Origin of the sequence: Faecalibacterium tardum (assembly GCF_040096515.1) — a bacterium.
GTDB classification, from domain to species: Bacteria; Bacillota; Clostridia; order Oscillospirales; family Ruminococcaceae; genus Faecalibacterium; species Faecalibacterium tardum.
The window spans coordinates 16,020-42,865 of record NZ_JBBMEO010000019.1 but is presented as its reverse complement, the minus strand read 5'-3'; the positions used below and the strand labels follow the sequence as shown (position 1 = coordinate 42,865).

Here is a 26,846-nt window from a genome sequence, read left to right as displayed (position 1 = left end):
GACAAGCACGCTTCGCAGGGCAAGCAGTCCATGAAGCGGTTGGTACGGCAGAACCGTGGCGTGACCAATGTGGAGATTCAGAAAACCGGTATCAAGGATTTTGACCGCTATGCCAAGCGGTATCACATCGACTACTCCATCCAGAAAGACCTGTCCTGCAAGCCGCCCCGGTATCTAATCTACTTCAAGGCACAGGACACGGATGCCTTGAATGCAGCTTTCAAGGAATATTCGGCATCGGTGCTGGATAAAACCAAGCGTCCTTCCGTGCTGGCAAAGCTGCATGATCTGGCGCAGTCCGTTGCAAATCTGCCGGACAAAGTGCGGCACAAGCAGGAGGAGCGCGGCCTATGAGCAAAAAGAAGCTTTCCAAGCTGCTGGCGCTCTATCTGCCCTATGTGGTAATTGGCTTGCTGGCAACCAATCTGGGCGAGGCGTGGCGGCTGGCTGCGGGTAAGGAACTGGGCGATAAAATCGTATCGCTGATGGATACTCTCCCGGCTGCATTTTCCAATCCGCTGCCCAGCCTGCGCCCATTTGACTTGTTCATTGGTCTGTGCTGCGGTGCTGGAATGCGGCTGGCGGTGTACCTGAAAGGCAAAAACGCCAAAAAGTACCGGCATGGCATGGAGTACGGCTCTGCCCGGTGGGGCACCGCCAAAGACATTGCCCCGTACATCGACCCCAAGTTTGAAAACAACATCCTGCTGACCCAGACCGAACGCCTGACCATGACCGGGCGGCCCAAAGACCCCAAGACGGCCCGGAACAAAAATGTGCTTGTGATCGGCGGCTCCGGCAGCGGCAAGACCCGCTTCTATGTGAAGCCCAACCTCATGCAATGCTTTCCCACTTCCGACTATCCCACCTCATTCGTGGTCACAGACCCAAAAGGCACACTGGTTCTGGAAACGGGCCAAATGTTCCAGCGGGCAGGCTATCGTGTAAAAATCCTGAACACGATAAACTTTTCCAAGTCCATGAAGTACAACCCGTTTGTTTACATCCACTCGGAAAAGGATGTGCTGAAGCTGGTGAATACCCTTATCGCCAACACAAAGGGCGAGGGTGAAAAATCGGCGGAAGATTTTTGGGTGAAGTCGGAACGGCTGTTCTACACCGCACTCATTGGCTACATCTGGTACGAGGCCCCGGCAGAAGAAATGAACTTCACCACCCTGCTGGAAATGATAAACGCCAGTGAAGCTCGCGAGGATGACCCGGACTTTCAAAGCCCGGTGGACCTCATGTTTGAACGGCTGGAACAGAAAGACCCGGACCACTTCGCTGTCCGGCAGTACAAAAAGTTTCTGCTGTCGGCGGGCAAGACCCGTTCCTCCATCCTGATAAGCTGCGGTGCCCGTTTAGCCCCATTTGACATCCGGGAGGTGCGGGAGCTGATGGAGGACGATGAAATGGAGCTGGACACCATCGGGGATGAAAAGACCGTACTGTTCCTGATTATGAGTGACACGGACACCACCTTCAACTTCATTCTGGCCATGCTCCAAAGCCAGCTTATCAACCTGCTGTGTGACCGTGCGGATGATAAATACGGCGGTCGGCTGCCTGTCCATGTGCGGCTGATTCTGGACGAGTTCGCCAACATCGGGCAGATACCCAACTTCGACAAGCTGATCGCCACCATCCGCAGCCGGGAAATCTCGGCATCCATCATCTTGCAGAGCCAGTCGCAGCTGAAAGCTATCTACAAGGATGCGGCCGAAATCATTTCGGACAACTGCGATTCTGTTCTCTTTTTGAGTGGGCGGGGCAAGAATGCCAAAGAGATCTCCGATGCGCTGGGGAAAGAGACTATCGACAGTTTCAACACCAGCGAGAACCGGGGCTCTCAAACCTCCCACGGACTGAACTATCAAAAATTAGGAAAGGCGTTGATGTCAGAGGACGAAATCGCAATCATGGACGGCGGCAGATGTATTTTGCAGCTGCGGGGTGTGAGGCCGTTCTTTTCGGAGAAGTTCGACATCACCAAGCACCCGCACTACAAATATCTTGCGGACGCGGACAAGAAAAACACCTTTGATGTGGACAGGTTCTTATCCACCCTGCGCCGGAAACGGCAGCAGGTAGTCGCACAGGACGAAAGTTTTGACCTGTACGAAATCGACCTGTCGGATGAAAATGCAGCCGAATAATTTTATTTTTGAGTGCCGCAGAACAAGCGGCAGAAAGTGAGGACCTTATGGAATTTTTCAACAGTGCAGTCGATACTTTGCAGACCATCGTGGTCGGTCTGGGCGGTGCCCTGTGTGTCTGGGGCGGCATCAACCTGTTGGAGGGCTATGGACAGGATAACCCCGGCAGCAAGAGCCAGGGCGTCAAGCAGTTGGTCGCGGGCGGCGGTGTTGCCCTGATTGGCGTGACCCTTGTCCCGCTGCTGTCCGGGCTGCTGGGCTAAGCCCTGCATCGCTGCCCACAATTTTCCGAACAACTAACACTTAAAATCCTACTCCGCGCTCTCCCTCTCACATGGGAGGGCGCGGGAAAGGAGGTATCTTTGCTTGATTAGTGAGATCATCGAGAAATGGATAAAAGGCATTTTGATCGATGGCATCACGGGCAACCTCTCCGGCCTGTTCGATAACGTGAACGCCAAGGTGGGCGAAATCGCTTCGGACGTTGGTTCTACCCCGCAGGCATGGAACAGCGGCATTTTCAATATGCTGCGCAGTCTTTCCGAAACGGTAGTACTGCCCATTGCAGCGGCCATCCTTGCCCTTGTGATGTGCCATGAGCTTATCCAGATGATTACCGAAAAGAACAATATGCACGACTTCGATACTTCCATGTTCTTCCGCTGGATTTTCAAGTCTGCCTTTGCCATCCTCATAGTCAGCAACACATGGAATATCGTTATGGGTGTGTTCGATGCCACCCAGAGCGTTGTCAACCAAAGTTCCGGCGTTATCATTGGCGAAACATCCATCCACTTTGACCGCCTGATACCCGGACTGGAATTTCAGCTAGAAAGCATGACCATCGGCAGTCTGCTCAGCCTGTGGTTCCAGACCCTTGTGGTGGGCCTGACCATGAACATCCTGTCCATCTGCATCTTCCTTGTGACCTACGGCCGCATGATCGAGATTTACGTTGTGACCGCACTGGGGCCTATCCCGCTGGCGACCATGGGCAGCAGCGAGTGGCGCAGCACCGGGCAGAACTATTTGAAATCGCTTTTGGCGTTAGGCTTCCAAGCGTTCCTGATTATGATTGTCGTGGGCATCTATGCGGTGCTGATACGCAACATTTCAGGTGCAGCGGACATTGCCGGGGCCATCTGGGGCTGCATGGGCTACACCGTGCTACTCTGTTTCTGTCTGTTCAAGACCGGCAGCATCAGCAAGTCGGTGTTTGGTGCCCACTAAGGCCGAGAAAGGAAAAACGTATGGCGTATGTGACCGTTCCCAAAGATTTGACCCATGTAAAATCCAAAGTCTTATTCGGGCTGACCAAGCGGCAGCTGGTCTGCTTTGGCGGCGCGCTCCTCACGGGCGGGCCGCTTTATTTTTTGACCCGGGACTATCTTTCCAACAGCGCAGCGGCCCTGCTGATGATTTTTGCCATGCTGCCGGGGCTGCTGTTCGCTCTGTTCGAGCGGCACGGCCAGCCCCTTGAAGCGGTGATTCAGCAAATGATTCAGTGCTGCTTTATCCGTCCCAAGGAAAGGCCCTATCAGACCAACAATGCTTACGCCGCACTTGTGCGGCAATACCAAATGGAACAGGAGGTAAAGGCCATTGTCCAGAAAAACGATACCCCGCGAAACCGAAAAGCCCAAAAAGCTCACCCGCGCCCAGAAAAAAGAAATTGATGCCGTTATCCGCAAGTACAAGGGTGACGGCAAGCCCCGCACGGCACAGGCCACCATCCCGTATGAGGCCATTTACCCGGACGGTGTGTGCCGCATTGACCGACGCACGTTCTCCAAGTGCATTGCCTTCGAGGACATCAGTTATCAGCTGGCCCAGCCGGAGACCCGGACCGCCATCTTTGAACACCTGTGCGACCTCTACAACTATGTGGATGCCTCCATCCATGTGCAGCTTTCGTTTTTGAATCGCAAGGTTGACCCGGTGCAGTACGCAAAAAGTTTTGAGATCGCACCGCAGGGGGATGATTTTGACGACATCCGCGCCGAGTACACGGCCATCCTGCAAAAGCAGCTTGCCAGCGGCAACAACGGCATTGTCAAAACCAAATATCTGACCTTCACCATCGAGGCCGACAGCCTGAAAACTGCGCGGTCACGGCTGACCCGCATTGGCCTTGACCTGCTGGGCTATTTCAAGACCATGGGCTGTGTGGCACACGTTATGGACGGGCAGGAGCGTTTGGAAGTTCTGCACGGCATCTTCCACCCGGACGGCGAACCGTTCCGCTTTGAATGGGACTGGCTGGCACCCTCCGGCCTGTCTACCAAGGATTTTGTGGCCCCGTCCTCCCTCTGCTTCGGTACGGCCAAAACCTTTGGTTTGAGCGGCAAGTATGGAGCTGTGAGCTTTTTACAAATCCTTGCGCCGGAACTTTCGGACGAAATGCTGGCCGACTTCCTCAAAACGGAAAGCGGGATTCTCGTCAATCTCCATGTGCAGGCCATTGACCAGACCGAGGCCATCAAAACCATCAAACGGAAAATCACAGACCTTGACGCCATGAAGATTCAGGAACAGAAAAAGGCTGTCCGTTCCGGGTACGACATGGATATACTGCCCAGCGACCTTGCCACCTACGGCGAGGATGCCAAAAAGCTGCTGAATAAATTGCAGACCCGGAACGAGCGGCTTTTCATGCTGACTTTTTTAGTGCTGAATGTGGCTGACACCAAGCAAAAGCTGGGCAACGATGTGTTCCAAGCCGCAGGTGTGGCCCAGAAATACAACTGTTCCCTTGTCCGGCTGGACTACCAGCAGGAACAGGGCCTTGTGTCCAGCCTGCCGCTGGGCATCAACCAGATAAAGATTCAGCGCAGCCTCACCACCTCCAACGTGGCGGTATTCGTGCCCTTTGTGACGCAGGAGCTTTTCCAGAGCGGTGCGGCCATGTACTACGGCATCAACGCAAAATCCCACAACATGATCATGCTGGACCGCAAGCAGGCCCGGTGTCCCAACGGCCTAAAGCTGGGCACGCCCGGCAGCGGAAAATCCATGAGCTGCAAGGCTGAAATCGTCAGTGTGTTTTTAACGACTGCTGACGATATTTTTATTTCAGACCCAGAGGCCGAGTATTATCCGCTGGTCAAGCGGCTGCATGGGCAGGTCATCAAACTTTCGCCCACCAGCAAGGACTATGTGAATCCTCTGGACATCAACCTGAATTATTCCGAAGATGACAGCCCGCTGGCCTTGAAGTCGGATTTTGTGCTGTCGTTCTGTGAGCTGGTCATGGGCGGCAAAACAGGTCTGGAAGCGATTGAACGCACCGTGATAGACCGTGCCGTGAAAGCCATCTACCGCCCCTATCTGGCAAACCCCTGCCCAGAGAATATGCCGATTTTGTCTGACCTCCACCAAGCTCTGCTCGACCAGCACTTGCCGGAAGCGGACCGGGTAGCGCAGGCATTGGACTTGTATGTGTCCGGCTCGCTGAATGTGTTTAATCACAAAACGAATGTGGACATCCACAACCGGCTTGTGGCCTTTGACATCAAAGAGTTAGGCAAGCAGTTAAAAAAACTGGGGATGCTCATTATCCAAGACCAGATATGGGGCCGCGTCACCCAGAACCGCAGCCAAGGCCGGGCCACATGGTATTTTGCAGACGAGTTCCACCTTTTGCTGAAAGAGGAACAGACCGCCGCGTACAGTGCCGAGATTTGGAAGCGCTTCCGCAAATGGGGCGGCGTGCCCACAGGTGCCACCCAAAATGTGAAGGACCTTCTTTCTTCCCCGGAGATTGAGAACATTCTGGAAAACAGCGACTTCATCACGCTGCTGAATCAGGCATCCGGCGACCGCAAAATCCTTTCGGAACGGCTGAACCTCTCCGCAGACCAGCAGAAGTACATCGACAATTCGGAACCGGGCGAAGGACTGCTGATTTTTGAAAACGTGGTGCTTCCGTTTTCCAACCCCATCCCGAAAAACACACAGCTCTATAAGATCATGACCACCCGGCTCAGCGAGGTGGTGGAGCTATGAGCTTAACACATTTCAGCTTGTTTTCCGGCATCGGCGGCATCGACCTTGCCGCGGAAACAGCGGGGTTTACCTCTGTCTGTCAATGCGAGTGGGCGGCATTTCCCGCCGCTGTGCTGGCAAGCCACTGGCCGGAAGTGCCCCGTTTTCAGGACATCACCACTGTAACAAAGGAGGCTTTCTTTGAAAAAACAGGACTTCGCACCGTCACCCTCATTTCAGGTGGCTTCCCGTGCCAGCCGTTCTCCACCGCAGGGCGGCAGCGCGGCTTCCACGATGAACGCTACCTGTGGCCCGAAATGCTGCGGGTCATCCGGGAATTGCAGCCCCGTTGGGTGCTTGGAGAAAATGTTGCTGGCTTCCTCCGTATGGGGCTCGACAAAACGCTCATTGACTTGGAGCAGGCAGGTTACGATGTTCGGGTTTTCGTATTACCTGCTGCTGCCGTTGGCGCGTGGCACGAACGGAAACGGGTATTCATCATCGGCTCCGCTGCTTCCCACGCCCCTTGCCAGCGACACCGGGGATGTGGGCAAGGGACTGGACATCCAAATCTCTGCGAACGGCAGCTACCGCAAGATGAACAAGGATGGCAAGGCATGGACGGCGCGGCTTTCCCATGTGGTCTACCGCATGACCCCCACCACGCTGGAAAGGCCCTACCTCAACCCGGACTGGGTAGAGTGGCTGATGGGTTTCCCGCGCAAATGGACGGACATTCCCTTTGGGCCGAAGAACCCGCCGACATCCCGCGCCTGACCGAAGATGTGCCAAACCGCAGCAAGCGGATGAAAACGCTGGGCAATGCAGTTTCGCCGCCGCAGGTGTTCCCGATTCTCAAATACATTGCGGACATTGAAACGGGCCGCTGTCCGATGGGAGGTGAAGAACCTTGAAAGAATTGCAGGCAAAAGCCAAAGTCACCCAGACCATGACCCGTGACGGTCTGGTGGTAGAAAATCAGGCGGACGGCACTGTGGAGAACGTTTCCAGCCGGGAGGCGGAACAGGATTATTCTACGGATTCCGAGGGCAAGACCGAAAAAATACTGGAACGCACCGAGGACGTAAAGGACAAGCACAAGGCAAAGAAAAAAGCCAAACAAGCTGCGGAAACCGCCGAGAGTGAAGATGGTCTGCACGGTTCGGCAGCGCGTCTGGAACTGACCGAGGAAGAACGGACAGACCCGGCATTGCAGCCGTACATCCAAAAGGCGGAAGCAAAGGCTGACAAGCTGGATTCAGCCCGCGCCGCTCTGCCGAAAAAGCGCGTCCCGGTCAAGGGAAAAGTCTACGATGCTGTCAGCGGCAAGGCAAAATCCACCCTGCGCTTTGAGAAGCAGGACAAAGGTTCGCCCAGCCTGAAACCAAACCCGGCCAGCCGCCCACTGTCGGAAGCATTGCTGTTCGCTCACGGAAAAATCCATGAAGTCGAACACGAAAATGTGGGCGTGGAGGGCGGCCACAAGGGTGAAGAACTGGTGGAGCGTCAGACCGCCAAAGCCATCCGCAGCGGCATCCGGCACCACAAGATGAAGCCCTACAAGGCCGTGGAAAAGGCAGAACGGGAATTGCGTTCGGCCAACGCGGAGTATTTCTATCAGAAATCTTTGCGGGACAATCCGCAAATTGCGCAGTCTGCCAGCAACCCCATTTCCCGGATGTGGCAGAAACGGCGTATCAAACAGCAGTATGCCAAAGCTGCACGGCAGGCCGGACAAGCCGCCGCGCAGGGTGCAGCCGCCACCGCAGAGAACGGTTTCCGGGTAACAAAGCTGGCGGCCGAGGGCGGCGAACGGGTAGCCGAATTTGCGGCCCGGAACTGGAAAACCATTCTGATCGTGGCGGTGTTCGGTCTGCTGGCTCTGCTCTTGATAACGGGTTTGCAGTCCTGCACCGTGATGGCGGGCACCGCTGGAACCGGCGTGACGGCATCCTCTTACTTTTCCAAGGACAAGGATATGCTGGGTGCAGAGAAAGCCTACGCCAAGCTGGAACAAAAACTGCAACGGTATCTCGACACCTACGAGGCTACCCACAACTACGATGAATACCATTTTTATCTGGACGAAATCGAGCATGACCCCTATGTGCTGATCTCGATTTTGTCCGCGCTCCATGATGGCGTTTTTACACTGGCCGAGGTGCAGGGCGAACTTGAAATGCTCTTTGAAAAGCAATACATCCTGACCGAGACCGTGACCATGCAGATACGCTACCGTACAAAAATGATGGTCATTATTGGCCCGTATGGCGTGCCGCAAGTTATCACCTACCAAGAACCGTATGAATACTACATCTGCACGGTCAAGCTGAAGAACAAGGATTTATCCCACCTGCCCGTGGAAGTACTGACCGAAGAACAGCTTAGTGCCTATTCGCTCTATATGCGCACGCTGGGCAACCGGCCGGATTTGTTCGGGCAGGCACAGTACCCCAATGCGTCCACCATCAAGCAGCCCACTTACTACGATATTCCCCCGGAAGCGTTAAAGGATGATAGGTTTGCCGCCATGATGGAGGAAGCAACCAAGTACATCGGCTACCCGTATGTGTGGGGCGGCAGTTCGCCCAGCACCAGCTTTGATTGCAGCGGCTACATTTCGTGGGTGCTGAATCACTCCGGCTGGAACGTGGGCCGCCAGACCGCACAGGGCCTTTACAACCTCTGTACTCCTGTTTCGACCGCACAGGTCAAACCGGGCGACCTTGTGTTTTTCAAGGGAACCTACGATACCCCCGGCGTGAGCCATTGCGGTATCTATGTAGGCAATTCCATCATGCTGCACTGCGGCGACCCGATCTCTTACACAAACCTCAACTCAAAATATTGGCAGGAACATTTTTACAGCTATGGGCGTTTACCGTGACGCCAGAAAGGATTTTGTATGGCAAAAAGACTTTCCCGCATTGAGCGCGACATTGAACGGCTCAAAGAAAAAATCTCTGAATACCAGCAGCAGTTGAAAGAACTGGAGGCTGCAAAGACTGAACAGGAAAACCTTCAAATCATTCAGCTGGTGCGCAGCATGAACATGAAGCCGGACGAGTTTGCGGTCTTCCTGCGCAGCGGTGCGCTGAATGTTGCACCCACCGCCACACCGTACCACAAACAGGAGGATGCCGCCAATGAAACCTGATTGGAACCGCCGTTTTGCAGCCGGGCTGCTGGCTATCCTGCTCTGCCTCTGCTCCTTTTCCATGCCCGCTTTTGCAAGCGGCTCTGACCCTGCCCCGGAACCTCTGCCGGAGATTATCGAAGAAGAACCCACTACGGGCGGCATGGAGCCGGAGGGTGTGCCCATCACGCCCAATGGCAATGCAACACTGGTGGATGACTTTTACGGCGACAAGCAGCTTATCACAGTGACCACCAAGGCCGGGAATTATTTTTACATCCTGATTGACCGTGCCAGCGAGGACAAGGAAACCTCTGTCCACTTCCTGAACCAAGTGGACGATGCCGACTTGCTGGCCCTGCTGGATGAAGGACCGCAGGCCGCCGAAATCTGCACCTGCACCGTGAAATGTGAGGCCGGGAATGTCAACGAAAACTGCCCCTTGTGTGAAAAGAGCCTGCGCAACTGCACGGCCCCGGAAGCAGTCAAAACCGATACCGAAACGCCGCAGGAAAAGCCCAAGTCCAATATGGGCAGTCTGATGATCCTGCTGGTGCTGGCTCTGGCGGGCGGCGGCGCGGCCCTCTATTATTTCAAGTTCCGCAAACCCAAGGTCGACACCACCGGGCACGATGATCTGGACGAGTACGATTTTGGTGAGGATGAGGATGCAGACGAGGAACCGACTGAAATCGAGATTCATTCGGAGGATGGGCAGGAGGACGAAACATGAGCTTTCAGCTGGTGATTGCCGAAAAGCCCAGTGTGGCCCGCAGCATTGCCGCCGTGATCGGGGCCACCGAAAAGCAAAACGGCTATTGGCAGGGTGGCGGGTATCTGGTCAGCTGGTGCATCGGGCATCTGGTGTCCTTTGCGGAAGCGGGCCAGTACGATGAAAAATACTGTAAGTGGCGGTATGAGGATTTGCCCATCCTGCCCCAGCCGTGGCAGTTCATCGTCCCGGACGAGAAGAAACAGCAGTTTGAAATCGTCCGTGCCCTGCTCAACCGCCCGGATGTGGACAATGTGACCGCCGCGACCGATGCAGGCCGGGAGGGAGAACTGATTTTCCGTTTCGTCTACCAAATGGCCGGTTGCACAAAACCTGTGAAGCGGCTCTGGATTTCCAGCATGGAGGATGCCGCCATCCGGGAGGGCTTTGCAAACCTGCGCCCGGATTCGGATTACGATGCGCTGTACCAATCGGCCCTCTGCCGTGCAAAAGCAGATTGGCTGGTGGGCATCAATGCAACACGGCTGTTTTCGGTGCTGTACCACAAAACCCTGACGGTAGGCCGGGTGCAGACCCCGACACTGAAAATGCTGGTGGATCGGGACGCAAAAATCCTGCGCTTCCAGAAAGAAAAGTATTACACGGTCGGCATCCATTCCGGCAGCCTGAAAGCAGACAGTGGACACATTGCGGATGCAGAAACCGCAAATTCTCTCAAAGAAAAATGCACAGGTGCAAATGCAGTCTGCATGTCCATTCGGCGAGAGAAAAAGGCGGAACAGCCGCCCAAACTCTATGACCTGACCACCTTGCAGCGGGAGGCAAACCGCCTGTTCGGCTTCACGGCAAAGCAGACCCTTGATTATGCCCAGCAGCTTTACGAAAAGAAACTGCTGACCTATCCCCGCACCGACAGCCAATATCTGACCGAGGATATGGGCCAGACAGTACAACATCTTGTGTCTGCCCTGCTGGGGCTGCTGCCCTTTGCCCAAGGGCTTGCACTGACTGCGGATGTGGGCCGGGTGCTGAACAGCAAAAAGGTATCGGACCACCACGCCATCCTTCCCACGGCCGAATTTGTAAAACAGGGATTCACCGGCCTTGCGGAAAGTGAGTGCAAGCTGATGAACCTTGTCTGCTCCAAACTGCTCTGTGCGGTGGCCGCACCCCACGAGTACGAAACAGTGACCGCCGTGTTCTCCTGTGCAGGGAACGAGTTCGCCGCCAAAGGAAAGACTGTGCTTGTCCCCGGTTGGAAAGAGATCGACCAGAGGTTCCGCTCCACCCTGAAAGCAGACGGCGAAGAAGAAACGGAAACCCTGAACACCCTGCCGGAACTGACCGAGGGACAAAGTTATTCTGTTGTATCTGATATTTCGGAACATTTCACGTCCCCGCCGAAAGCCTACACGGAAGATACACTCCTGTCAGCAATGGAGCGGGCAGGGTCCGAGGATATGCCGGAGGAAGCGGAACGTAAGGGGCTGGGCACTCCGGCCACCCGTGCCGCGATTCTGGAAAAACTGGTGCAAATGGGCTTTGTGCAGCGCAAGGGCAAGCAGCTTGTCCCCACCAAGGACGGCATCAATCTGGCGGTGGTTCTGCCGGAAAGCCTGACCTCTCCCGCTCTGACTGCTGAATGGGAAAACCGTCTGACCGAGATTGCCAAGGGCAATGCAGACCCGGACGAGTTCATGGCCGAAATTGAAGCGCAGGTGCGTCAGCTGGTCAAGACCTACTCCTGTATCAGCGCGGACAAACAAAACCTGTTCCAGTCGGAACGGGTTGTCATCGGCAAGTGTCCCCGGTGTGGTGAAAACGTCTACGAGGGCAAGAAAAGCTTCTACTGCGGAAATCGTGGCTGTCAGTTCGTGATGTGGAAGAATGACCGCTTCTTTGAGCAGCGCAAAAAGGCGTTCACCCCGAAGATCGCCGCTGCTCTGCTCAAAAACGGTAAGGCAAAGGTCAAGGGTCTCTATTCCGAAAAGACAGGCAAAACCTATGATGCAACGGTGCTTCTGGCAGATACGGGAGGCAAGTACGTCAATTACCGGGTAGAGCGCAAAGAGTAAGGCAAAAATACGAGGGCCAGTTATGGTAAGGTGAAGCATTCATTTTGCCATAACCGGCTCTCTCTATCCGTAGGATAGCAAAAAAGGAGTGTGACCAAATGAGCGAATTATTTTCCATCCAGCTGCAAAATCGGCAGCAGCAAGGCAGGGATGGCATCTGGCTGGACCTGCCCACTACAACCGAACAGGTACAAGCGGCCCTGCGGCAAATCGGCATTTCGTCCGATAATCCGCAGGGCCTTTTCATTTCCGGCTATTTTGCCGAGGAAGAAAAGCGTTTTGCGATTCCCTACAACATGGTGCTGGCATCCAATGTGGACGAACTGAACTTTCTGGCATCACAACTGGAAACACTCTCTGCCGGGGAACGCGCAGAACTGAACGCCGCCTTGCAAGCCCCGCAGAGTGAGCTTTTCAGCATCGGGAGAATCACCGACTTTCCCGAAAACGTGGACTACTATGTGCATCTGCCGGATGTGCACGGGCCTGCCCAGCTAGGAGATTACTACCTGAATCGCTCCGGCATGGTGAATATGCCGGAAGAATGGAAAGGCGGCATCGACACGGCGCAGTTCGGCCGGTATGTGGCCCAGCAGGAGCAGGGCGTGTTTACCGAGTATGGCTACCTTGTCAAAAGCGGGGATGCGTGGCAGAAAGTCCACGAGGGCCAGCCTGTGCCGGAGGAATACCGGGTACTGTCCTTTCCTGCGCCGGAAGTTTTGCGAGATTCGGCCAACATCCCACCGTCTGTTCAGCCTGAAACGGAACTGCAGAAAGTTATTCCCATTATCCTGAACGGCAAAGACAGCGCAGAGCGCATGAAAGAAATCACGGACCGGCTGGAAACGGGCATTCAGCAGTTGTTCGACAGTGACCGCTACAAAGCTTACCTTACCACGATGGCAAAATTCCACAATTACAGCTTCAACAACACCTTGCTGATCGCCATGCAGGGCGGACAGCTGGTGGCGGGCTTCAACAAGTGGAAAGACGCATTCCACCGCACCGTAAAAAAGGGCGAAAAAGGCATCAAAATCCTTGCTCCTGCGCCGTACAAAGTCAAGCAGAAGATGGAAAAGCTGGACGAACAGGGTAAGCCGGTTCTGGACAAGGACGGCAAGCCGCTGACCGAGGAAAAAACGGTACAGATTCCGGCCTTCAAGGTGGTGTCCGTGTTCGATGTCAGCCAGACCGAGGGCGAACCGCTGCCGTCCATTGCCGTAGATGAACTGTCCGGCAGCGTGCAGGACTATCAAGATTTTTTCAAGGCATTGGAGCAGGCATCCCCGGTGCCCATCGGGTTTGAGGACATCGAGGGCGGCGCGCACGGTTACTTTCATCTGCTCGACAACCGCATTGCCATCCAAGAAGGCATGAGCCAGTTACAGACCATCAAGACAGCCATCCATGAGATTGCCCATGCCAAGCTCCACGCCATCGACCCGAACGACCCGGAACAAACCAACCGCCCGGACAGCCGCACCCGCGAGGTGCAGGCCGAAAGCGTGGCCTATGCCGTCTGCCAGCACTACGGGCTGGACACATCCGAGTATTCCTTTGGCTATGTGGCCGGGTGGAGTTCGGGGCGGGAACTGGCCGAACTGAAAGCCTCTCTGGAAATTATCCGCAGCGCGGCCCATAAGCTGATCTCTGCGCTGGACGAACATCTGGCAGAATTGCGCCAGCAGCGGGAAGCAGACCTTTCCGCTGCACAGGAGGCTGCATTTGTGCTGGACAGTGGCAATACCTTGTTCATCCAGACCTGTGATTCTGGCTATGACTACACCTTGTACGGCCCGAATAACAAGGCTCTGGATGGAGGCCAGCTGGACGCGCCCGGTCTGACCTTAAAAGATGCCGGAGAGGAAGCCCTTAACCTGCTGGGGCAGACAGCCCCGGTGTCGGAAGTCCTGTTGGGCGATAAGCTGGCCGCGTTCCAAGACGCGGCGGAAAAGGCCAACGAACTTCCCGCACCCGTTAAAATTCCAGACCCCGCCGCAGAGCCCACGGTCACGATTTTGTGGAGCGAAAGCGACAAGCTGCAGGACGGCGAAACCATGCCGCTTTCCGTGGCAAACCGTGTTTTTGAAGAACTGGACACCACACAGCACACGGAACGGGAAAAGGACGGCTACACGGGCGGCTGGTACGACAAGACCGCGTTCCGCATTGATTTTACGATGAACGGCCAGCCGGACAACTACGAGGGGCGGCAGGATTTCGGTGACGGAGAGGGTTCTTTGGTTCAACACATCCAGAACTACCACGAATACTACGCCAAGGACGAGAACTGGAAAAATTTTGTTCTGCATAACAAAGGCCCGGAAGCGTGGGAGCAGGACAAGGCAGAGCGGGAAATGGTGCTGACCGAGTTTATTCCGTACCTCAAACAGCACTGCAATCTTTCGGCTATGGAGCAGACGGCCACCACCGCTTTGCGGGAGGGGCAGAATGTTTCGCCGGAACAGACTGCCTACTATAATGCTGTTGTGGCCTATGTACAGGACTGCCGCCCGATGCTCAACCAAGGCCAGTATAACTTGCCGGAACCACCCAAGCTGGCCAACTTCAACCAGAGCTTACAGGACTACAAGGTGCAGGTGCAGGCCGAGATTGAGCAGGAAGCGGCGACTGCCGGAATGACCGTAGAGGAATACGCAGCGGCAGGTTTTGAGGCACCACAGCAGGACAGCTTTTCCATTTACCAGCTGCGCAATGAGGATTCCACCTGCGATTACCGTTTTGAGCCTTACGACCGCCTGCAGGCCGCTGGCCGGACTGTGGACAAGGCCAACTATACGGAAGTTTACGCCGCGCCGCTGGCTGCTGGCACCACGTTGGAGGACATCTACCGCACATTCAATGTGGACCATCCGGCAGATTTCAAGGGACATTCGTTGTCTGTTTCGGATGTGGTGGTGCTGCATCAGAACGGGCAGGACACCGCCCACTACTGCGACAGTGTGGGCTTCCAGCAGGTGCCGGAGTTCTTGCGGGAAAATCCGCTGCGCACCGCAGAACTTTCCACTGAACAAAACGAAAATATGATTGATGGCGTGCTGAACAATGCGCCCTCTCTGGGCGAATTGGAGGCCAAAGCAAAGGCCGGGGAACAAATTTCTTTGACAGACCTTGCCGCTGCAGTCAAGGCCGAAGAAAAGGCACCGAAAGCCAAGAAATCCCGCGCCGCAAAACCGAAAAAGCCGTCCATCCGGGCACAGCTGGATGCCGCAAAAAAGGAGCAGAGCAAGCAAACGCAGCCACGGGAAAAGACAAAGGAATTGGAGGTCTGACACATGAATTTCAGTGTAGAAGAAGAAAATTTGATCTGTATGTACCATACTTCCGACCGCCGCCGCACGATGGCACGGATGATGGCTGTCCTGCCGGATATGGACACAGAAATGCGGCAACTGGCAAACAGCACCATTGCAAAATTGGAACAAATGACCGATGCTGACTTTGACGGACAGAGATTCGATTTTACGGGTGAATAATACCGCCAGCTCGACAATGGTACATTATTTTCAGTGAAAGTAATGTGCCATTGTCAACACAGAAATAGCCGGACACGGTGGCCTTGTGGCTGCTGTGTCCGGCTATTTTTCATGTATCAGTCTTTATCTTTTTTCTCGGTGGGATTTTCCGGCAGTTCGGCGGCATCTTCTACAATGTCGGTCACAAGCTGCTGGAAGTCAAACGCATTCTTTTCTGTGATAACAGGCTTGCCGGTTTCCGCTTCAAGAGCCTGCCGCGCAATGCCGGCCACCTTGCCGCCGCGTTTGGCAACCTGCTTGTTTTCTTCAAAGGTCTGTGGCTTTGCAGTTTTGGAAATATCCGTGGTGGAGGCTTCCGCCAGCATGGTCAGCACAAGTTCCAAATCAGTCATATTGTCCCGGAGATTTTCTTTCGTCAGACCTTTCAGCCGCTTGTACTGCCCTGTGGTCATGCCAGACCATGCGCGGGAGATTTCATCGGTCAGGATAGCATACTCCTTGCCCTTTTGTACTCCGCGCTTCTTCCATTCATCCGTCAGTTCGTTGCGGATGCGGATTGCCAAAAGCCGCTGGTGAATCCATTCTTCGGAGTAGCCTTTTTTCAAATAGGTATCAAGTGCGCGGTCGATGGCCTGTTCCGGGTCGATGGTTTCCTCGATGCGTTCCTTGCCTACCATTGCCAGCCATGCCTTGAACGGCTCAGCTTTCGGAGATGGGATTGACTGGATGATACGCAAAAGTTGTTCTGTGCTGGCAACATCCGTCAGTCTTTTCTTTCCATCCGGGGACAGCAATTTCAACTGTACGATTTTTTCGTACACTTCAACTGCACCCTCAATTTTCAGCTTACGTTTCAGGTCGCTCCAATATCGCCGCGGATTAGCGGTATCTGTTAAAACGGAGATAACATCAATAATCGAAAAATACCATTCTTCCTTTTCTGCATCCCATGCAGTACGGATTTTCTGATCTTCAAAAAGCTGGATGGAGCTGTTATCGTTCACTTCTGCCATAGAGGGTTCCTCGCTTTCGTTGTCTAAGTCTATTTTACATGATTTCGGGTGGAAACGCCACCCGGTCTAAGCGTTTTGGATTCAAAAATCCGAACAATATTTTGTGCAGATTTACCGTTCCTGCATCTGCTCCTTTCCCGGTGTTGTCCGTAGGATGCCGTCCACATTCTGCTTGATAATGCCATACTCCTGCATCTGGCGTTTGGCTTCGGTGTACTGCTGTTGCAGCTGGTCTTTCTGCTCGGCCAATAGCTTATACTCGGCTTTCAGGGCGTAAAGGTCGGGCAGCTTTTGAAAGCCCTGCTCTTTCAGGGCCTTGGCTGCGGCCTCATAGAGAATCAAGGTGCCTTCGTGCCTGCGCCGGAACTGCTTTTTTTCAGCAGCTCGCTGATATTCCTGCACCAATGGGCGCAGCTCCTTACAGGTGGTGACATCCTTTATCAGCACGGCCATTTCTGCAAGCCGGCGTTCGGCCGCTTTCAGCGCGGCGGCAGCTTCGGTGCTGGCGGCGGTGATCTCGGCCAACCGGCTTTCCAAATCCGGGTAGCTGTCGATTTCATGCTCGGTCAGGAAGTTCAGCGTCCGGGCAGCCTGTTTCAGATTGTGGAGTTTTGCCCACTTCTCATACCCTGCGGACTGCTGGGCCTTGATGCTGTTCTCCAAATCAATCCGCAGCGAAATTTTGCGGTTTTCTTTGGGCTTCCGCTCCGCAAACCGCCCTTTGATGCGCTCGGTGATAGCTTCTTCGGTGTAGGCTTCGCCCAGCGTTTTGCAGCGAGTGAACCGCCCCTGTCCGGGCGCACGGAACGAAACGTACTTGCCCCGCTTGACCTCGTAGCCCTGCTCCTGCAGGAGCCGCAGAAAATCGTCAAAATCCTTGGCCTGCGGGATGGCTGCATCTATGGCGGTTTTCAGCTTCGCCTTCCAGCTCGTGCCCTTGCGGTGTGCATCCCACTCGGCATAGCTTTTGCCCCGGTCTTGACCGGGCATTACCACGGACAGGCCATGTTCCTTACACAGCCGGTCGCTGGTGCGCCGGATGTAGGCATAACTCTGTCGGTTAGAAACATATTTGCGCTGATTCACCATGTCCACAGCGCAAAAGATGATGTGGTTGTGGATGTGCCCTTTGTCAATGTGCGTTGTCAGCACATAGGGATATTTTCCTTGCAGGACTTCATCTGCAAGCTGCCGGCCAATCTCGTGGGCCTGCTCCGGCGTGGTTTCGCCCGGCGCAAAAGACTGTATCAGGTGGTGGGCCAGATTGTTGCCTTTCTGCATGGCTTGTGATAGCAGCAGTTCAAATTCGATGTCGGCGGTTTCATAGGAGCAGGCAAAGGAGGACACCAGCATTTTTTCATCCGTCTTGGCTGGATTCTCGATGTAGTCCAGTGCCTTTTTCAGCGTTGACTTGATAGGATGTATCTTTGTAACTGCCATATCTGTGCCAGCGCTCCTTTAATGTCCGCAACATCTTGTGTGTACAGCGGCCCCATGCTGTTCAGCCGCCGTGCGATCTGATTGACGTTGACACCAATCTTCTGCAATTCGGCGGTCTGCGCCCGGATGTCGGTGGTGTCGATGTGGACAACATAACCATCTATCAGCATCTTCCGGGCGTAGGCAGAAAAATTCCGTGTGTGCAGCAGAGCCATCTTCTGCCGGATAAGTTTCTGTTCCTCCGGTGTCACGGGAACACGCAGAACAATTTTTCGGGTTCGGTTCGTCATAGTTTCACCTCGTTTCTTGGGGGTCTGGGGTACTCCCCAGCAAGCATTTTTGCCGGGAGTGGCTACACTCCCTATGCTTGCTACGTTACCTTTCCCCACTACTATGACACCACAACACCCCCGTTCTGCCCGCAAAATGCAAAAAAATAAGAGGACGCTTTTGCATCCTCTCAATGACCGTGCGTGGCAATCAGACACACGCCGGCACTTTTTCCTGTTCATGGATTCGCAAGGCACCGTCAATAGCACCTTCTACGATAGGTAAGTATTCTTCTGGGCAAAGCTGCAGCTTGTGGCTGACCCTCTGACGATCCGCGCTTTCTTCCCGCATGAGTTCCGGGTTGAAGTATCGCTCCACGGGCAGACCACATATTTTTATCAGCTGAATCACCACCGGCAGGCTGGGCAGCGTGCCTTCGTTTTCGATGTTCGCAAGATACCGGCTGTCACAATGTATCATGTCAGCCAGCGCACTGCGGGAAAGTTGTTTTGCCTTTCGAGCTGCCTTGACATCCGCTCCGAACGTTTCAAAGCCGGGACAGTCCTCAATTTTCGCCATTCTGCATCACCCATATACATTTTATAGTTCATGAGCGATTGGCGAAATGATGCAAAATCCATTCAGCTTACACTTTATAGTTCCACTTGAAAATCAGACGCACGCGCCAGAGTTTATTCTGGCTCTCATTCTACTTTCGTTGCGCGGTTTTTCTATACTCCAATGGCAACAATCCAGTGCTTTTGCGGAACAATTCTGCAAATCGGCTTGAAGTGGAATACCCCACTGTTTGGGCAACTTGTCCGACTGTCAGTTCTGTGTATGCCAGCAGATACTCGGCTTGGCTCATGCGCCGCTGCTGAATATACTCTGTAATGGTGCAGTCGTAGTATTTCTTAAAACAACTTTTCAGTTTCGTTGTCCCCATACAGGCAATCTGCGTCAGCCTTTCCAGAGGAATGTCAAAAGCATAGTGGTCGCTAAGATATGAGGCAACCGTCTGGATACTTTCTATATCCTGCTGCGAGAGCTTATGAACTGGTTTATCAGGATGCTTCTTCTGATATTCCACTACCATTGAAACTGCTTCTGCGACTTTTCCCTCATAAAAAAGTTTTGCGGCAATCCCTTCTCCGCGATAGTCCTTAATCTCCGTAAGCAACCGTGACATCGCAGGAAAATCTGATGTTTGGTCGATTTTGCGGAAGGCGTCAATCGGATTGATCTGTGCCTCAGGGTACAGTTTCTTCAGATAATCTTCATAATATGCGGGTGCAATCTCGATTCCAACCGAACGGATTGGAATATTCTTATGTATCAAAGCCTTGTATGGCGCATAGCCTCCGATAAATGTTTTGATGCAGCCGGCAGACAGTCTGCGGTATGGCGATAACTCTTCCCCGGAGATAGAATCATACTGCGTAATACTCAAACATTCTGGCAAAGAACATTCCAGCATGAAATCCTTGTGGAAAGAAAAATTGTGAATTTTAATATCGTATAGGTCTTTCTGTCCATAAGTCCAGTAGGTACCTTCTCCGACTTCGGGAGAAAGTTTCCAGCAGATACCTAATGCCCCGTATTGCTGGTTATCCGAGTCACGGATAAAACCGTGTTCCGCAAGCAGGGGCGCATAAAGCTGATCAATGATTTCAGACATGAAAGTAGACCGCCTTCTTTTTTGCAACGATTGGACGAACCTTTGAAAGGAACAGACGAACATCGCCGAAACCTATTGAATGCTGTTCGTCACAAGTGTACCGTATTAGATAACGGTTAGCATCATCTAATCGAAGAATATCACAAACCGCTTGTCGCGTCAAGACAACGAAAGGTAGGAGGCTCAAAATGAGTAATCAAGTAAATTCTATGAACAAAGGTCTGACTGTGAAAGACCTTGTAACAACTGGCATTTTTACCGCACTGTTATTTGTTTTTGTATTGGTGGGCGGTGTCTTTTTTGCAACGAATCCCGTGCTTACTTTTTTCATGCCGGCAGGAGGTGGGCTGCTTGCTGGCCCCATTTATCTTTTGCTGATTGCAAAAGTACATAAGCGTTGGAGCCTTTCTATAATGGGCGTTATCATGGGTATTATTTGGTTCGTGACTGGTATGCACTGGGCTTTTGCATTGGGCTACCTGATCATGGCGATTGTCGCGGACTTTGTTGCTGGCGCAGGACAGTACAAAAGCAAAAAACTCAACAGCCTGTCTTATATCCTGTTCTCCCTCGGTGGCACTGGTTCGTATATCGTGTTCTTTGTTGACCCCAACGGCTGGGCACAGACCATGCTGGGAAATGGAACGGAACAGAGCTATATCGACACCATGCAGGCTACCGCAAATACTGGCATCCTGATTGCCATGTTTGCTACCGCTATCGCTGCATCTGCAATCAGTGCTTTTGTGGGCTGCAAAATGCTGAAAAAGCAGTTTGAAAAAGCAGGTATTACAGCATGAGCGGTAAACGCCACAAGAAAGGGATTTGGCTCGACCCACGGGCCAAGCTCTTTCTTATTCTTATGTGTGTTTTATCGTCCATGTTTGCTCCTTCACTTGCATATCAATTTGTCCTTGTTATGCTGATTGCGGTATTGGGGGCTTTCTTTGGAAAGTGGAAATATGTCATTAAGGCTGTATGCTTTTATGCGGTCATCTGTGCCCTGACAGTTTGGATCATGGCAGAAATGACAGGCACGCTGCGGACAATGTTTATTGCCTTTTTAGGATTGTTTCATAAGGTCTATGCGTGCGGAACCTTGGCCGGGATTGTTCTGACTACTACAAAAGTCAATGAGTTCCTGTCTGCTATGAACCGTGTCCACGCACCTAAAAAGTTAGTAATTCCTATGGCAGTTATGCTACGGTACATTCCAACTATTCAAGAGGACTGGCGCTATATCAAGGACGCTATGCGGATGAGAGATGTTTCACCTTCTCTGGCGAGCTTTTTAGCACATCCGGGTATGACAGTTGAGTGTATTTATGTGCCTTTGTTGATGGCAGCTTCAAAAGCAGCGGATGATCTTTCTGTTGCTTCTGTCACCCGTGGAATTGAAAATCCCAATCCACGCACCTGCCTTGTCCAGATAAAATGCGGAGCTGCCGATTGGGGCGTCATGGCCGTTGCTGTAGCTTATCTGATTTTTGAATTATGTGTGCGGGGAGGTGTGATCGGTTGATTGAGTTTGAAAATGTATCGTTTTCCTATACAGGACAGGAACATGGCGGGCTGCATGACATCAATTTGAAAATTTCGGACGGAGAATGTGTCCTGTTCTGTGGCCGCAGTGGGTGCGGAAAAACAACGATCACAAGGCTGGTGAATGGACTAATTCCTCAGTTTTATCAGGGAGAGCTTCAAGGCCGTGTGCTGGTAGATGGTCAGGAAATCAGCAGCCGCCCCATGTATCAGATTGCTGCTAAGGTCGGCTCCGTTTTCCAAAATCCACGGACACAGTTTTTCAATGTGGACACAGACAGCGAGATTGCCTTTGGCATTGAGAACGAGGCTCGTCCTCCACAAGAGCTGATAGAGCGAGTGGAACAGACAGCCGACGATCTGCGTATTCAAAAGCTGCGGAACAGGAATATTTTTGAACTGTCCGGCGGTGAAAAGCAGAAAATCGCCTTCGCTTCTGTTTATGCCATGAACCCACAGATTTATTTGCTGGATGAACCGTCCTCCAATTTGGATATGACTTCCATTCAGGAGTTGAGAGAGCATTTGCGGCTGATAAAAAAGCAGGGCAAAACGGTTTTGATAGCAGAACACCGGCTGTACTACCTGATGGAACTGGCCGACCGAATCGTTTATCTGGAAAAAGGAGAAATCAAAGGGATTTATACCCCGGAAGAATTTCGGCAGCTATCGGAATATGAGCGTGAACACATGGGGCTGCGGGCTGTTGATTTACAGGCGGTATTCCCGCCAAAAGCCCACTTGCCTGCGCTTACCCCTGTATTGGAACTGCGGAATGTGACGCTCAGTTACAAGAAACAAACCATTTTGCATGACATTGTCCTATCCGCGGGAAAGGGCGAAGTGATTGGCGTGGTCGGCCACAATGGAGCCGGAAAGACTACATTTTCTCGCGCTCTCTGTGGGCTTCACAAAAACTGCGATGGACAATTTTTGTGGGAAAGCAAGCCGATTGAGCGTAAGGAAAGGCTGCAACGCTCTTATATGGTCATGCAGGATGTGAACTATGAGCTTTTCGCTGACAGCGTAGAAGCAGAATGTTCCTTTGGCATCCGAAATCCAGACCAAACGCTGGTAAATGCAACTTTGGAAGAACTGGGGCTTTCCCCATATCGAGAACAACATCCAAACACGCTTTCCGGCGGTCAAAAGCAACGAGTAGCTGTAGCTGTCAGCATGATTTGTGGGAAAGACTTGCTTGTATTTGATGAACCGACCAGCGGCCTTGACTTTGACAGTATGACGCAGGTTGCAGGATTGATCCGGCGATTATCCGATATGGGAAAAGTCATTTTCATTGTCACCCATGATTTTGAGTTTGTCTGCCGTACCTGTTCCCGTGTCTTACATTTTGACGAAGGCGAAATACCCGATGACGTATTAGTTACAATGGATGCCCTCCCGAAATTGAGAGAGCTTTTCTCTGTCAAGGTGAATGTCCCCGCAGGGGACAGAGAGGGAGGCCTGGGCCGTTCAGATGGAAAGGAGAGGTAGTCTATGAAGCAGAAAAAAGAAAACAGTGTAGCATTGCTGCTGCATTGGGCAGGAGAACAAAAATTTTGGTTGTTTCTGGCAATCCTGCTGTCCATGTGCAGCGGGCTGTGTATTATTATCCCATATATTGGAATTTACAGGTTGATGGATGCTACATTTAACAGTGCCTGCACAAAAGAACTTGTAGTGCAGACTGTGGCAATGATTGCCGCTGCTGTCACCCTGCGTTTTGTCCTGTTCGGATGTTCCGGCGTGGCGGCCCATAAAGGCGCCTACGGCGCACTGTTCAAAGTGCGCTGTATGGTGGCGGAACACATGGCCAGAGCGCCTTTGGGCGCCCTGAATGAACGGCGCACAGGAGATATTAAAACGGTTCTGAATGAAGATATTGAAAAGCTGGAGCTATTTCTGGCGCATAATCTTCCCGACCTTGTGTGCTATCTGGTTGGACCGGTAGTCATCTTTATTTATTTGATGACCGTTAATGTTCCATTGGCGTTGATTTCCCTTGTCCCTCTGGTTCTGGCCGTGGTAGTAATGGGGATAATGTTCCGCAATACAGATGACCTGATGGAACGAGCCAACCAATCCATTACTGCACTGAACTCCGTTATGATTGAATACATCAGCGGAATGAAACTGATTAAAGCCTATAACATGGGGAGTAAGTCGTTCCGAAAATTGTCTGACGCAATCCAGGAGGAAAACGCCATGTGGAATGAGACTTCCCGGCGTATGGGGCCTCCATATGCAGCATTTGTCGTTATCATTGAATGTGGAATGCTGCTGATGGTTCCGATAGGCGGGATGTTTTTCCTGAAAGGTTCGCTGACAGCCAGTGCGCTTCTGTTGTTTGTGTATGTCGGCTCTATGTATTTAACGGAAATTCGGCCTTTACAGGAATTGGGCACAAACTTTGCAAATGTACTGAACGCGATTACCAAAACCAAAGAAATACTGGATATTCCGATTTATGAGGGTGGAACAGACTTCCCCCAAAAACATGATATTGAACTTCGGAATGTCCGATTTTCTTATGACGGTAAAACCGATGTACTGCATGGTGTCAACCTCAAAATCCATGATGGCGAGCGCATGGCTCTTGTGGGCCGATCTGGTGCCGGTAAAAGCACTGTGATTGAACTTATTTCCCGGTTCTACGATGTGCAGGAAGGCGAAGTGCTGATTGGCGGCAAAAATGTCAAGGAGCTTGACTACGATACCATTCTGAAAAATATAGCCATCGTGTTTCAAAAGACTTTCCTCACCCGTGACAGTGTGCTGGAAAATATCCGCATGGGTAGTAACGCTACTCTGGAAGAAGTGCGGGCTGCTGCAAAAGAGGCACAGATTGATGACTTTATCATGTCCCTGCCGGATGGATATGACACAAAAGTGGGCAGTTTCGGCTCCCGCTTTTCCGGCGGAGAAAAGCAGCGGATTGCGATTGCCCGCGCAATTCTGAAAAATGCACCCATCTTGATTTTGGACGAGGCCACAAGTGCCTCTGACCCGGAAAATCAGATGGAGATTGATAAAGCCATTCAAAATCTATGCAAAGGCAAAACAGTTATTGTAGTAGCACACCGTTTGAGTGCTTTGAAAATGTGCAACCGGGTGGCTGTGGTGGAAAACCATACAATTACCAGCGTTGGTACCCATGAGGAAGTTCGGAAGAACAACGCCTACTATCGAAAAGCGTGGGATGACTACGAAACAGCCCGGAATATCACTTATCAGTTGGAGGGCGGTGAGCAGCATGAATGAGCATGATGTATTGAAAAAGAACCGCAATTTCTATATTGGTGTCGGCGGAACCGTTCTGGAAGGACTTCTCTCCGGCAGCCTGTTTATGCTGCTTTACTCTGTTATGCAGTTTTTGTGGTCGAGTCAATTTGACATGAACCGAGTTTTGGCTCTGACTGGTATCATTGCAGTGATTTTTCTTCTCCGTATCCTGATTTACAGCTATGGTTATACCAAAGCGCAGATTGGCGGTGCAGAGGTCAGCAAGAATATTCGGCTTTTTATGGGTGACCATTTGAAGCGCATCCCACTGTCCCGGTTTACGCAGGGACAGACCGGCGATTATATCAACACCATCACAAGCGATGTAAATAACTATGAAAAAATTCTGACCCATAAGGTCGGAGATTTGGCAAAGAATTTTGCCTTGTCGTTCATGTTGATCGTTTTTGTTATGACGATTTATGTCCCGGCTGGAATTATTCTGTTGATTGCTGACCTTCTTTTAATCCCTGGCTTGTGGCTTTCTTTCCGCATGGTGCAGAAATACGGAAAAGAAAAGAACGATATTTGTGCGGAGAATGTCAGCAGCATTGTTGAATATGTTTCTGGCATTCAGACTTTCCGTGCTTATGGTGTAGGCGGTATGAAGAACAAAACCGTTATTAACGCCATGCGGGAGTTTAGCCGTATTAGTTTTGTATACGAGGCAAAAGTGCTGCCGATCGGTACAGGATTTGGCATTTTGAGCTGGCTATCCTGTCCGCTGGTTATCTGGCTGGCTTATACACCTTGGGCTGCTGGAACGCTGAACACGGTAGACTACCTTTTGATTTGTATGCTGCCCTTGTTCTGTGCAAAGCTGGCCAACTCGATTTTTGTAGACCTCACCAGTTATAAAAACCTGATGATTTCGAAGAACAAAATCTTGGGTGTAATGAATGAGCCGGAGGAAACAGGCAGTATGGAGCCGCTTCACACAACCACCCATGAAATCATCTTTGACAATGTAGATTTTTCGTATGTACCCGGTGAGCCGGTACTAAAACACGCTACCTTTACGGTGCCGGATCAAAAACTCACAGCCATTGTCGGAGACTCTGGTTCTGGCAAATCCACCATTTTGAACCTGATTGCAAAATATTACGAAGCAACGGGCGGGACGATTTCTATTGGAGGTAAGCCCATTAACCATGTAGCCGCCGAGCGGGTTCTAGAACAAGTTTCTATGGTAGACCAAGACGTATTTCTCTTTGATGATACCATCCGGGATAATATCCGACACGCCCGTCCTAATGCTACGGACGCAGAAATCGAGGCTGCCTGCCGGGAAGCCAACTGTGACAGCTTCATCCGTAAGATGGAAAAGGGATACGATACGCTGACTGGCGAGAATGGAAATCTTCTCTCTGGCGGTGAGCGTCAGCGAATTTCAATAGCCCGCGCTATCCTGAAAAACAGCCCTATCCTGCTTTTGGATGAAGCAACCGCATCTCTTGACATTGAAAATGAGCTTGCCGTAAAGCAGGCCATCGCCAATCTGCTAAAAGAGAAAAAGACAGTGGTAATGATTGCTCATACCCTTTCCATTGTCAAAAATGCAGACCAAATCCTTGTAATGGGTGATGGCAGGATTGCTGAATCGGGAACCCACGAGGAATTGCTTGCGAAAGGCGGAAAATATGCTGCTATGTGGAACGCAGAGCAAAAAATATCGGCTTGATAGAAAATAAAGCGGCAGGGGTGATACCTGCTGAATCGAATGCGATATTAGCGCAGAAATCTATGAACGGCTGAAAGACGCCTTTAAGAAAGAACAATCATATAGCACATGAGCCTGCCCCGACTAAGGGGAAATAAAAAGCCGTTGGTTTGAGCAGGTGATTTTGTGTACCTATTTTGAACCGACGGCTTTTGAGAAAATCAGGGCCGCCGGTTCTTTTTGCTTATCAGCACGTTTCATCGTCCGTATGGCGGCCGCTAGGAGGATGCCACTATGCGCCTGATATTCTATCGGTCACTCAACTTTGAATCATCAAAAAAAGCCTTGCTCCCGCACAGGGTCAGCAGGGCTTTTAC

General features: G+C 52.1%; 23 protein-coding genes. 18 read left to right on the top strand and 5 right to left on the bottom strand.

Annotated features, from left to right (window positions below; translation table 11 throughout):
• The 13 genes from WMO44_RS10685 to WMO44_RS10625 all read left to right on the top strand — a co-directional run.
• Positions 1 to 354 (top strand): PcfB family protein (locus WMO44_RS10685; protein ID WP_349152576.1); only part of this gene is annotated, 354 nt, incomplete at its 5' end.
• Positions 351 to 2,159 carry a VirD4-like conjugal transfer protein, CD1115 family gene (locus WMO44_RS10680; RefSeq protein ID WP_349152575.1) on the top strand — a complete coding sequence of 603 codons (1,809 nt, stop codon included), beginning with the start codon at positions 351 to 353 and terminating at the stop codon, positions 2,157 to 2,159. The genes WMO44_RS10685 and WMO44_RS10680, both read left to right, overlap by 4 nt.
• Positions 2,160 to 2,206: 47 nt before the next feature.
• Positions 2,207 to 2,422 carry a Maff2 family mobile element protein gene (locus WMO44_RS10675; protein WP_005922889.1) on the top strand — a complete coding sequence of 72 codons (216 nt, stop codon included), beginning with the start codon at positions 2,207 to 2,209 and terminating at the stop codon, positions 2,420 to 2,422.
• Between the two features lie 103 nt (positions 2,423 to 2,525).
• Positions 2,526 to 3,389, top strand: a complete 864-nt coding sequence (locus tag WMO44_RS10670) for a VirB6/TrbL-like conjugal transfer protein, CD1112 family (protein ID WP_005927770.1) — start codon at positions 2,526 to 2,528, stop codon at positions 3,387 to 3,389.
• 20 nt (positions 3,390 to 3,409) lie between these two features.
• Positions 3,410 to 3,835 (top strand): PrgI family protein, encoded by a 426-nt coding sequence (locus WMO44_RS10665; RefSeq protein WP_349152574.1) that lies wholly within the window; start codon positions 3,410 to 3,412, stop codon positions 3,833 to 3,835.
• Positions 3,762 to 6,164, top strand: coding sequence for a VirB4-like conjugal transfer ATPase, CD1110 family (locus WMO44_RS10660; protein WP_349152573.1), 2,403 nt, complete (start codon positions 3,762 to 3,764; stop codon positions 6,162 to 6,164). Before WMO44_RS10665 ends, WMO44_RS10660 begins: the two co-directional genes overlap by 74 nt.
• The gene (locus tag WMO44_RS10655) at positions 6,161 to 7,057 is read left to right on the top strand and encodes a DNA cytosine methyltransferase (RefSeq protein ID WP_349152572.1); all 897 of its coding nucleotides are present in this window, start codon (positions 6,161 to 6,163) and stop codon (positions 7,055 to 7,057) included. Before WMO44_RS10660 ends, WMO44_RS10655 begins: the two co-directional genes overlap by 4 nt.
• Positions 7,054 to 9,030 carry a C40 family peptidase gene (locus tag WMO44_RS10650; RefSeq protein ID WP_349152571.1) on the top strand — a complete coding sequence of 659 codons (1,977 nt, stop codon included), beginning with the start codon at positions 7,054 to 7,056 and terminating at the stop codon, positions 9,028 to 9,030. The genes WMO44_RS10655 and WMO44_RS10650 overlap by 4 nt, the downstream gene beginning before the upstream one ends.
• An 18-nt stretch (positions 9,031 to 9,048) precedes the next feature.
• The gene (locus WMO44_RS10645; RefSeq protein ID WP_349152570.1) at positions 9,049 to 9,300 is read left to right on the top strand and encodes a DUF4315 family protein; all 252 of its coding nucleotides are present in this window, start codon (positions 9,049 to 9,051) and stop codon (positions 9,298 to 9,300) included.
• Complete coding sequence (locus WMO44_RS10640; RefSeq protein WP_349152569.1) at positions 9,290 to 10,012, top strand: DUF4366 domain-containing protein; 723 nt, start codon at positions 9,290 to 9,292, stop codon at positions 10,010 to 10,012. Before WMO44_RS10645 ends, WMO44_RS10640 begins: the two co-directional genes overlap by 11 nt.
• Positions 10,009 to 12,087, top strand: coding sequence for a DNA topoisomerase 3 (locus WMO44_RS10635; protein WP_349152568.1), 2,079 nt, complete (start codon positions 10,009 to 10,011; stop codon positions 12,085 to 12,087). The genes WMO44_RS10640 and WMO44_RS10635 overlap by 4 nt, the downstream gene beginning before the upstream one ends.
• A 98-nt stretch (positions 12,088 to 12,185) precedes the next feature.
• Positions 12,186 to 15,380 carry a YodL domain-containing protein gene (locus WMO44_RS10630; RefSeq protein ID WP_349152567.1) on the top strand — a complete coding sequence of 1,065 codons (3,195 nt, stop codon included), beginning with the start codon at positions 12,186 to 12,188 and terminating at the stop codon, positions 15,378 to 15,380.
• Positions 15,381 to 15,383: 3 nt separating this feature from the next.
• Positions 15,384 to 15,584 (top strand): transposon-transfer assisting family protein, encoded by a 201-nt coding sequence (locus WMO44_RS10625; RefSeq protein ID WP_227623102.1) that lies wholly within the window; start codon positions 15,384 to 15,386, stop codon positions 15,582 to 15,584.
• A 116-nt stretch (positions 15,585 to 15,700) separates the two neighbouring features.
• On the opposite strand, the gene WMO44_RS10620 is transcribed toward WMO44_RS10625, so the two are convergent.
• From WMO44_RS10620 to WMO44_RS10600, 5 genes are all read right to left on the bottom strand, one after another.
• Positions 15,701 to 16,597 carry a BRO-N domain-containing protein gene (locus WMO44_RS10620; RefSeq protein WP_112115873.1) on the bottom strand — a complete coding sequence of 299 codons (897 nt, stop codon included), beginning with the start codon at positions 16,595 to 16,597 and terminating at the stop codon, positions 15,701 to 15,703.
• A gap of 111 nt (positions 16,598 to 16,708) precedes the next feature.
• Positions 16,709 to 18,037: a relaxase/mobilization nuclease domain-containing protein gene (locus tag WMO44_RS10615; RefSeq protein ID WP_349152566.1), complete on the bottom strand. Its 1,329-nt coding sequence runs from the start codon at positions 18,035 to 18,037 to the stop codon at positions 16,709 to 16,711.
• Positions 17,998 to 18,327, bottom strand: a complete 330-nt coding sequence (locus tag WMO44_RS10610) for a plasmid mobilization protein (protein ID WP_349152565.1) — start codon at positions 18,325 to 18,327, stop codon at positions 17,998 to 18,000. Before WMO44_RS10610 ends, WMO44_RS10615 begins: the two co-directional genes overlap by 40 nt.
• Positions 18,328 to 18,517: 190 nt before the next feature.
• A complete protein-coding gene (locus WMO44_RS10605) occupies positions 18,518 to 18,886 on the bottom strand; it encodes a helix-turn-helix transcriptional regulator (protein WP_349152564.1) in 369 nt (122 codons plus the stop codon).
• 130 nt (positions 18,887 to 19,016) lie between these two features.
• Positions 19,017 to 19,985, bottom strand: coding sequence for a helix-turn-helix transcriptional regulator (locus tag WMO44_RS10600; protein WP_112122075.1), 969 nt, complete (start codon positions 19,983 to 19,985; stop codon positions 19,017 to 19,019).
• A gap of 188 nt (positions 19,986 to 20,173) precedes the next feature.
• Here WMO44_RS10600 and WMO44_RS10595 point away from each other — a divergent pair, with 188 nt between their 5' ends.
• From WMO44_RS10595 to WMO44_RS10575, 5 genes are read left to right on the top strand one after another with little or no spacing between them, the layout of a single operon-like run.
• Positions 20,174 to 20,785: an MptD family putative ECF transporter S component gene (locus WMO44_RS10595; RefSeq protein ID WP_112122074.1), complete on the top strand. Its 612-nt coding sequence runs from the start codon at positions 20,174 to 20,176 to the stop codon at positions 20,783 to 20,785.
• Entirely contained in the window at positions 20,782 to 21,507 is a 726-nt protein-coding gene (locus WMO44_RS10590; RefSeq protein WP_112122073.1) for an energy-coupling factor transporter transmembrane component T, read from the top strand. Before WMO44_RS10595 ends, WMO44_RS10590 begins: the two co-directional genes overlap by 4 nt.
• The gene (locus tag WMO44_RS10585; protein WP_349152563.1) at positions 21,504 to 23,021 is read left to right on the top strand and encodes an ABC transporter ATP-binding protein; all 1,518 of its coding nucleotides are present in this window, start codon (positions 21,504 to 21,506) and stop codon (positions 23,019 to 23,021) included. Before WMO44_RS10590 ends, WMO44_RS10585 begins: the two co-directional genes overlap by 4 nt.
• Before the next feature lie 3 nt (positions 23,022 to 23,024).
• Positions 23,025 to 24,788, top strand: coding sequence for an ABC transporter ATP-binding protein (locus tag WMO44_RS10580; protein WP_349152562.1), 1,764 nt, complete (start codon positions 23,025 to 23,027; stop codon positions 24,786 to 24,788).
• Positions 24,781 to 26,490 carry an ABC transporter ATP-binding protein gene (locus WMO44_RS10575; RefSeq protein WP_349151170.1) on the top strand — a complete coding sequence of 570 codons (1,710 nt, stop codon included), beginning with the start codon at positions 24,781 to 24,783 and terminating at the stop codon, positions 26,488 to 26,490. Before WMO44_RS10580 ends, WMO44_RS10575 begins: the two co-directional genes overlap by 8 nt.
• The last annotated feature ends 356 nt before the right edge of the window (positions 26,491 to 26,846 follow it).

What these genes read in the sequence shown, in the direction of transcription:
- WMO44_RS10595 (WP_112122074.1), top strand. Translation starts at nt 20,174, where the DNA reads ATGAGTAATCAAGTAAATTCTATGAACAAAGGTCTGACTGTGAAAGAC.
- WMO44_RS10680 (WP_349152575.1), top strand. Translation starts at nt 351, where the DNA reads ATGAGCAAAAAGAAGCTTTCCAAGCTGCTGGCGCTCTATCTGCCCTAT.
- WMO44_RS10655 (WP_349152572.1), top strand. Translation starts at nt 6,161, where the DNA reads ATGAGCTTAACACATTTCAGCTTGTTTTCCGGCATCGGCGGCATCGAC.
- WMO44_RS10605 (WP_349152564.1), bottom strand. Translation starts at nt 18,886, where the DNA reads ATGGCGAAAATTGAGGACTGTCCCGGCTTTGAAACGTTCGGAGCGGAT.
- WMO44_RS10635 (WP_349152568.1), top strand. Translation starts at nt 10,009, where the DNA reads ATGAGCTTTCAGCTGGTGATTGCCGAAAAGCCCAGTGTGGCCCGCAGC.
- WMO44_RS10630 (WP_349152567.1), top strand. Translation starts at nt 12,186, where the DNA reads ATGAGCGAATTATTTTCCATCCAGCTGCAAAATCGGCAGCAGCAAGGC.
- WMO44_RS10610 (WP_349152565.1), bottom strand. Translation starts at nt 18,327, where the DNA reads ATGACGAACCGAACCCGAAAAATTGTTCTGCGTGTTCCCGTGACACCG.
- WMO44_RS10615 (WP_349152566.1), bottom strand. Translation starts at nt 18,037, where the DNA reads ATGGCAGTTACAAAGATACATCCTATCAAGTCAACGCTGAAAAAGGCA.
- WMO44_RS10625 (WP_227623102.1), top strand. Translation starts at nt 15,384, where the DNA reads ATGAATTTCAGTGTAGAAGAAGAAAATTTGATCTGTATGTACCATACT.
- WMO44_RS10590 (WP_112122073.1), top strand. Translation starts at nt 20,782, where the DNA reads ATGAGCGGTAAACGCCACAAGAAAGGGATTTGGCTCGACCCACGGGCC.
- WMO44_RS10665 (WP_349152574.1), top strand. Translation starts at nt 3,410, where the DNA reads ATGGCGTATGTGACCGTTCCCAAAGATTTGACCCATGTAAAATCCAAA.
- WMO44_RS10600 (WP_112122075.1), bottom strand. Translation starts at nt 19,985, where the DNA reads ATGTCTGAAATCATTGATCAGCTTTATGCGCCCCTGCTTGCGGAACAC.
- WMO44_RS10575 (WP_349151170.1), top strand. Translation starts at nt 24,781, where the DNA reads ATGAATGAGCATGATGTATTGAAAAAGAACCGCAATTTCTATATTGGT.
- WMO44_RS10645 (WP_349152570.1), top strand. Translation starts at nt 9,049, where the DNA reads ATGGCAAAAAGACTTTCCCGCATTGAGCGCGACATTGAACGGCTCAAA.
- WMO44_RS10580 (WP_349152562.1), top strand. Translation starts at nt 23,025, where the DNA reads ATGAAGCAGAAAAAAGAAAACAGTGTAGCATTGCTGCTGCATTGGGCA.
- WMO44_RS10675 (WP_005922889.1), top strand. Translation starts at nt 2,207, where the DNA reads ATGGAATTTTTCAACAGTGCAGTCGATACTTTGCAGACCATCGTGGTC.
- WMO44_RS10640 (WP_349152569.1), top strand. Translation starts at nt 9,290, where the DNA reads ATGAAACCTGATTGGAACCGCCGTTTTGCAGCCGGGCTGCTGGCTATC.
- WMO44_RS10620 (WP_112115873.1), bottom strand. Translation starts at nt 16,597, where the DNA reads ATGGCAGAAGTGAACGATAACAGCTCCATCCAGCTTTTTGAAGATCAG.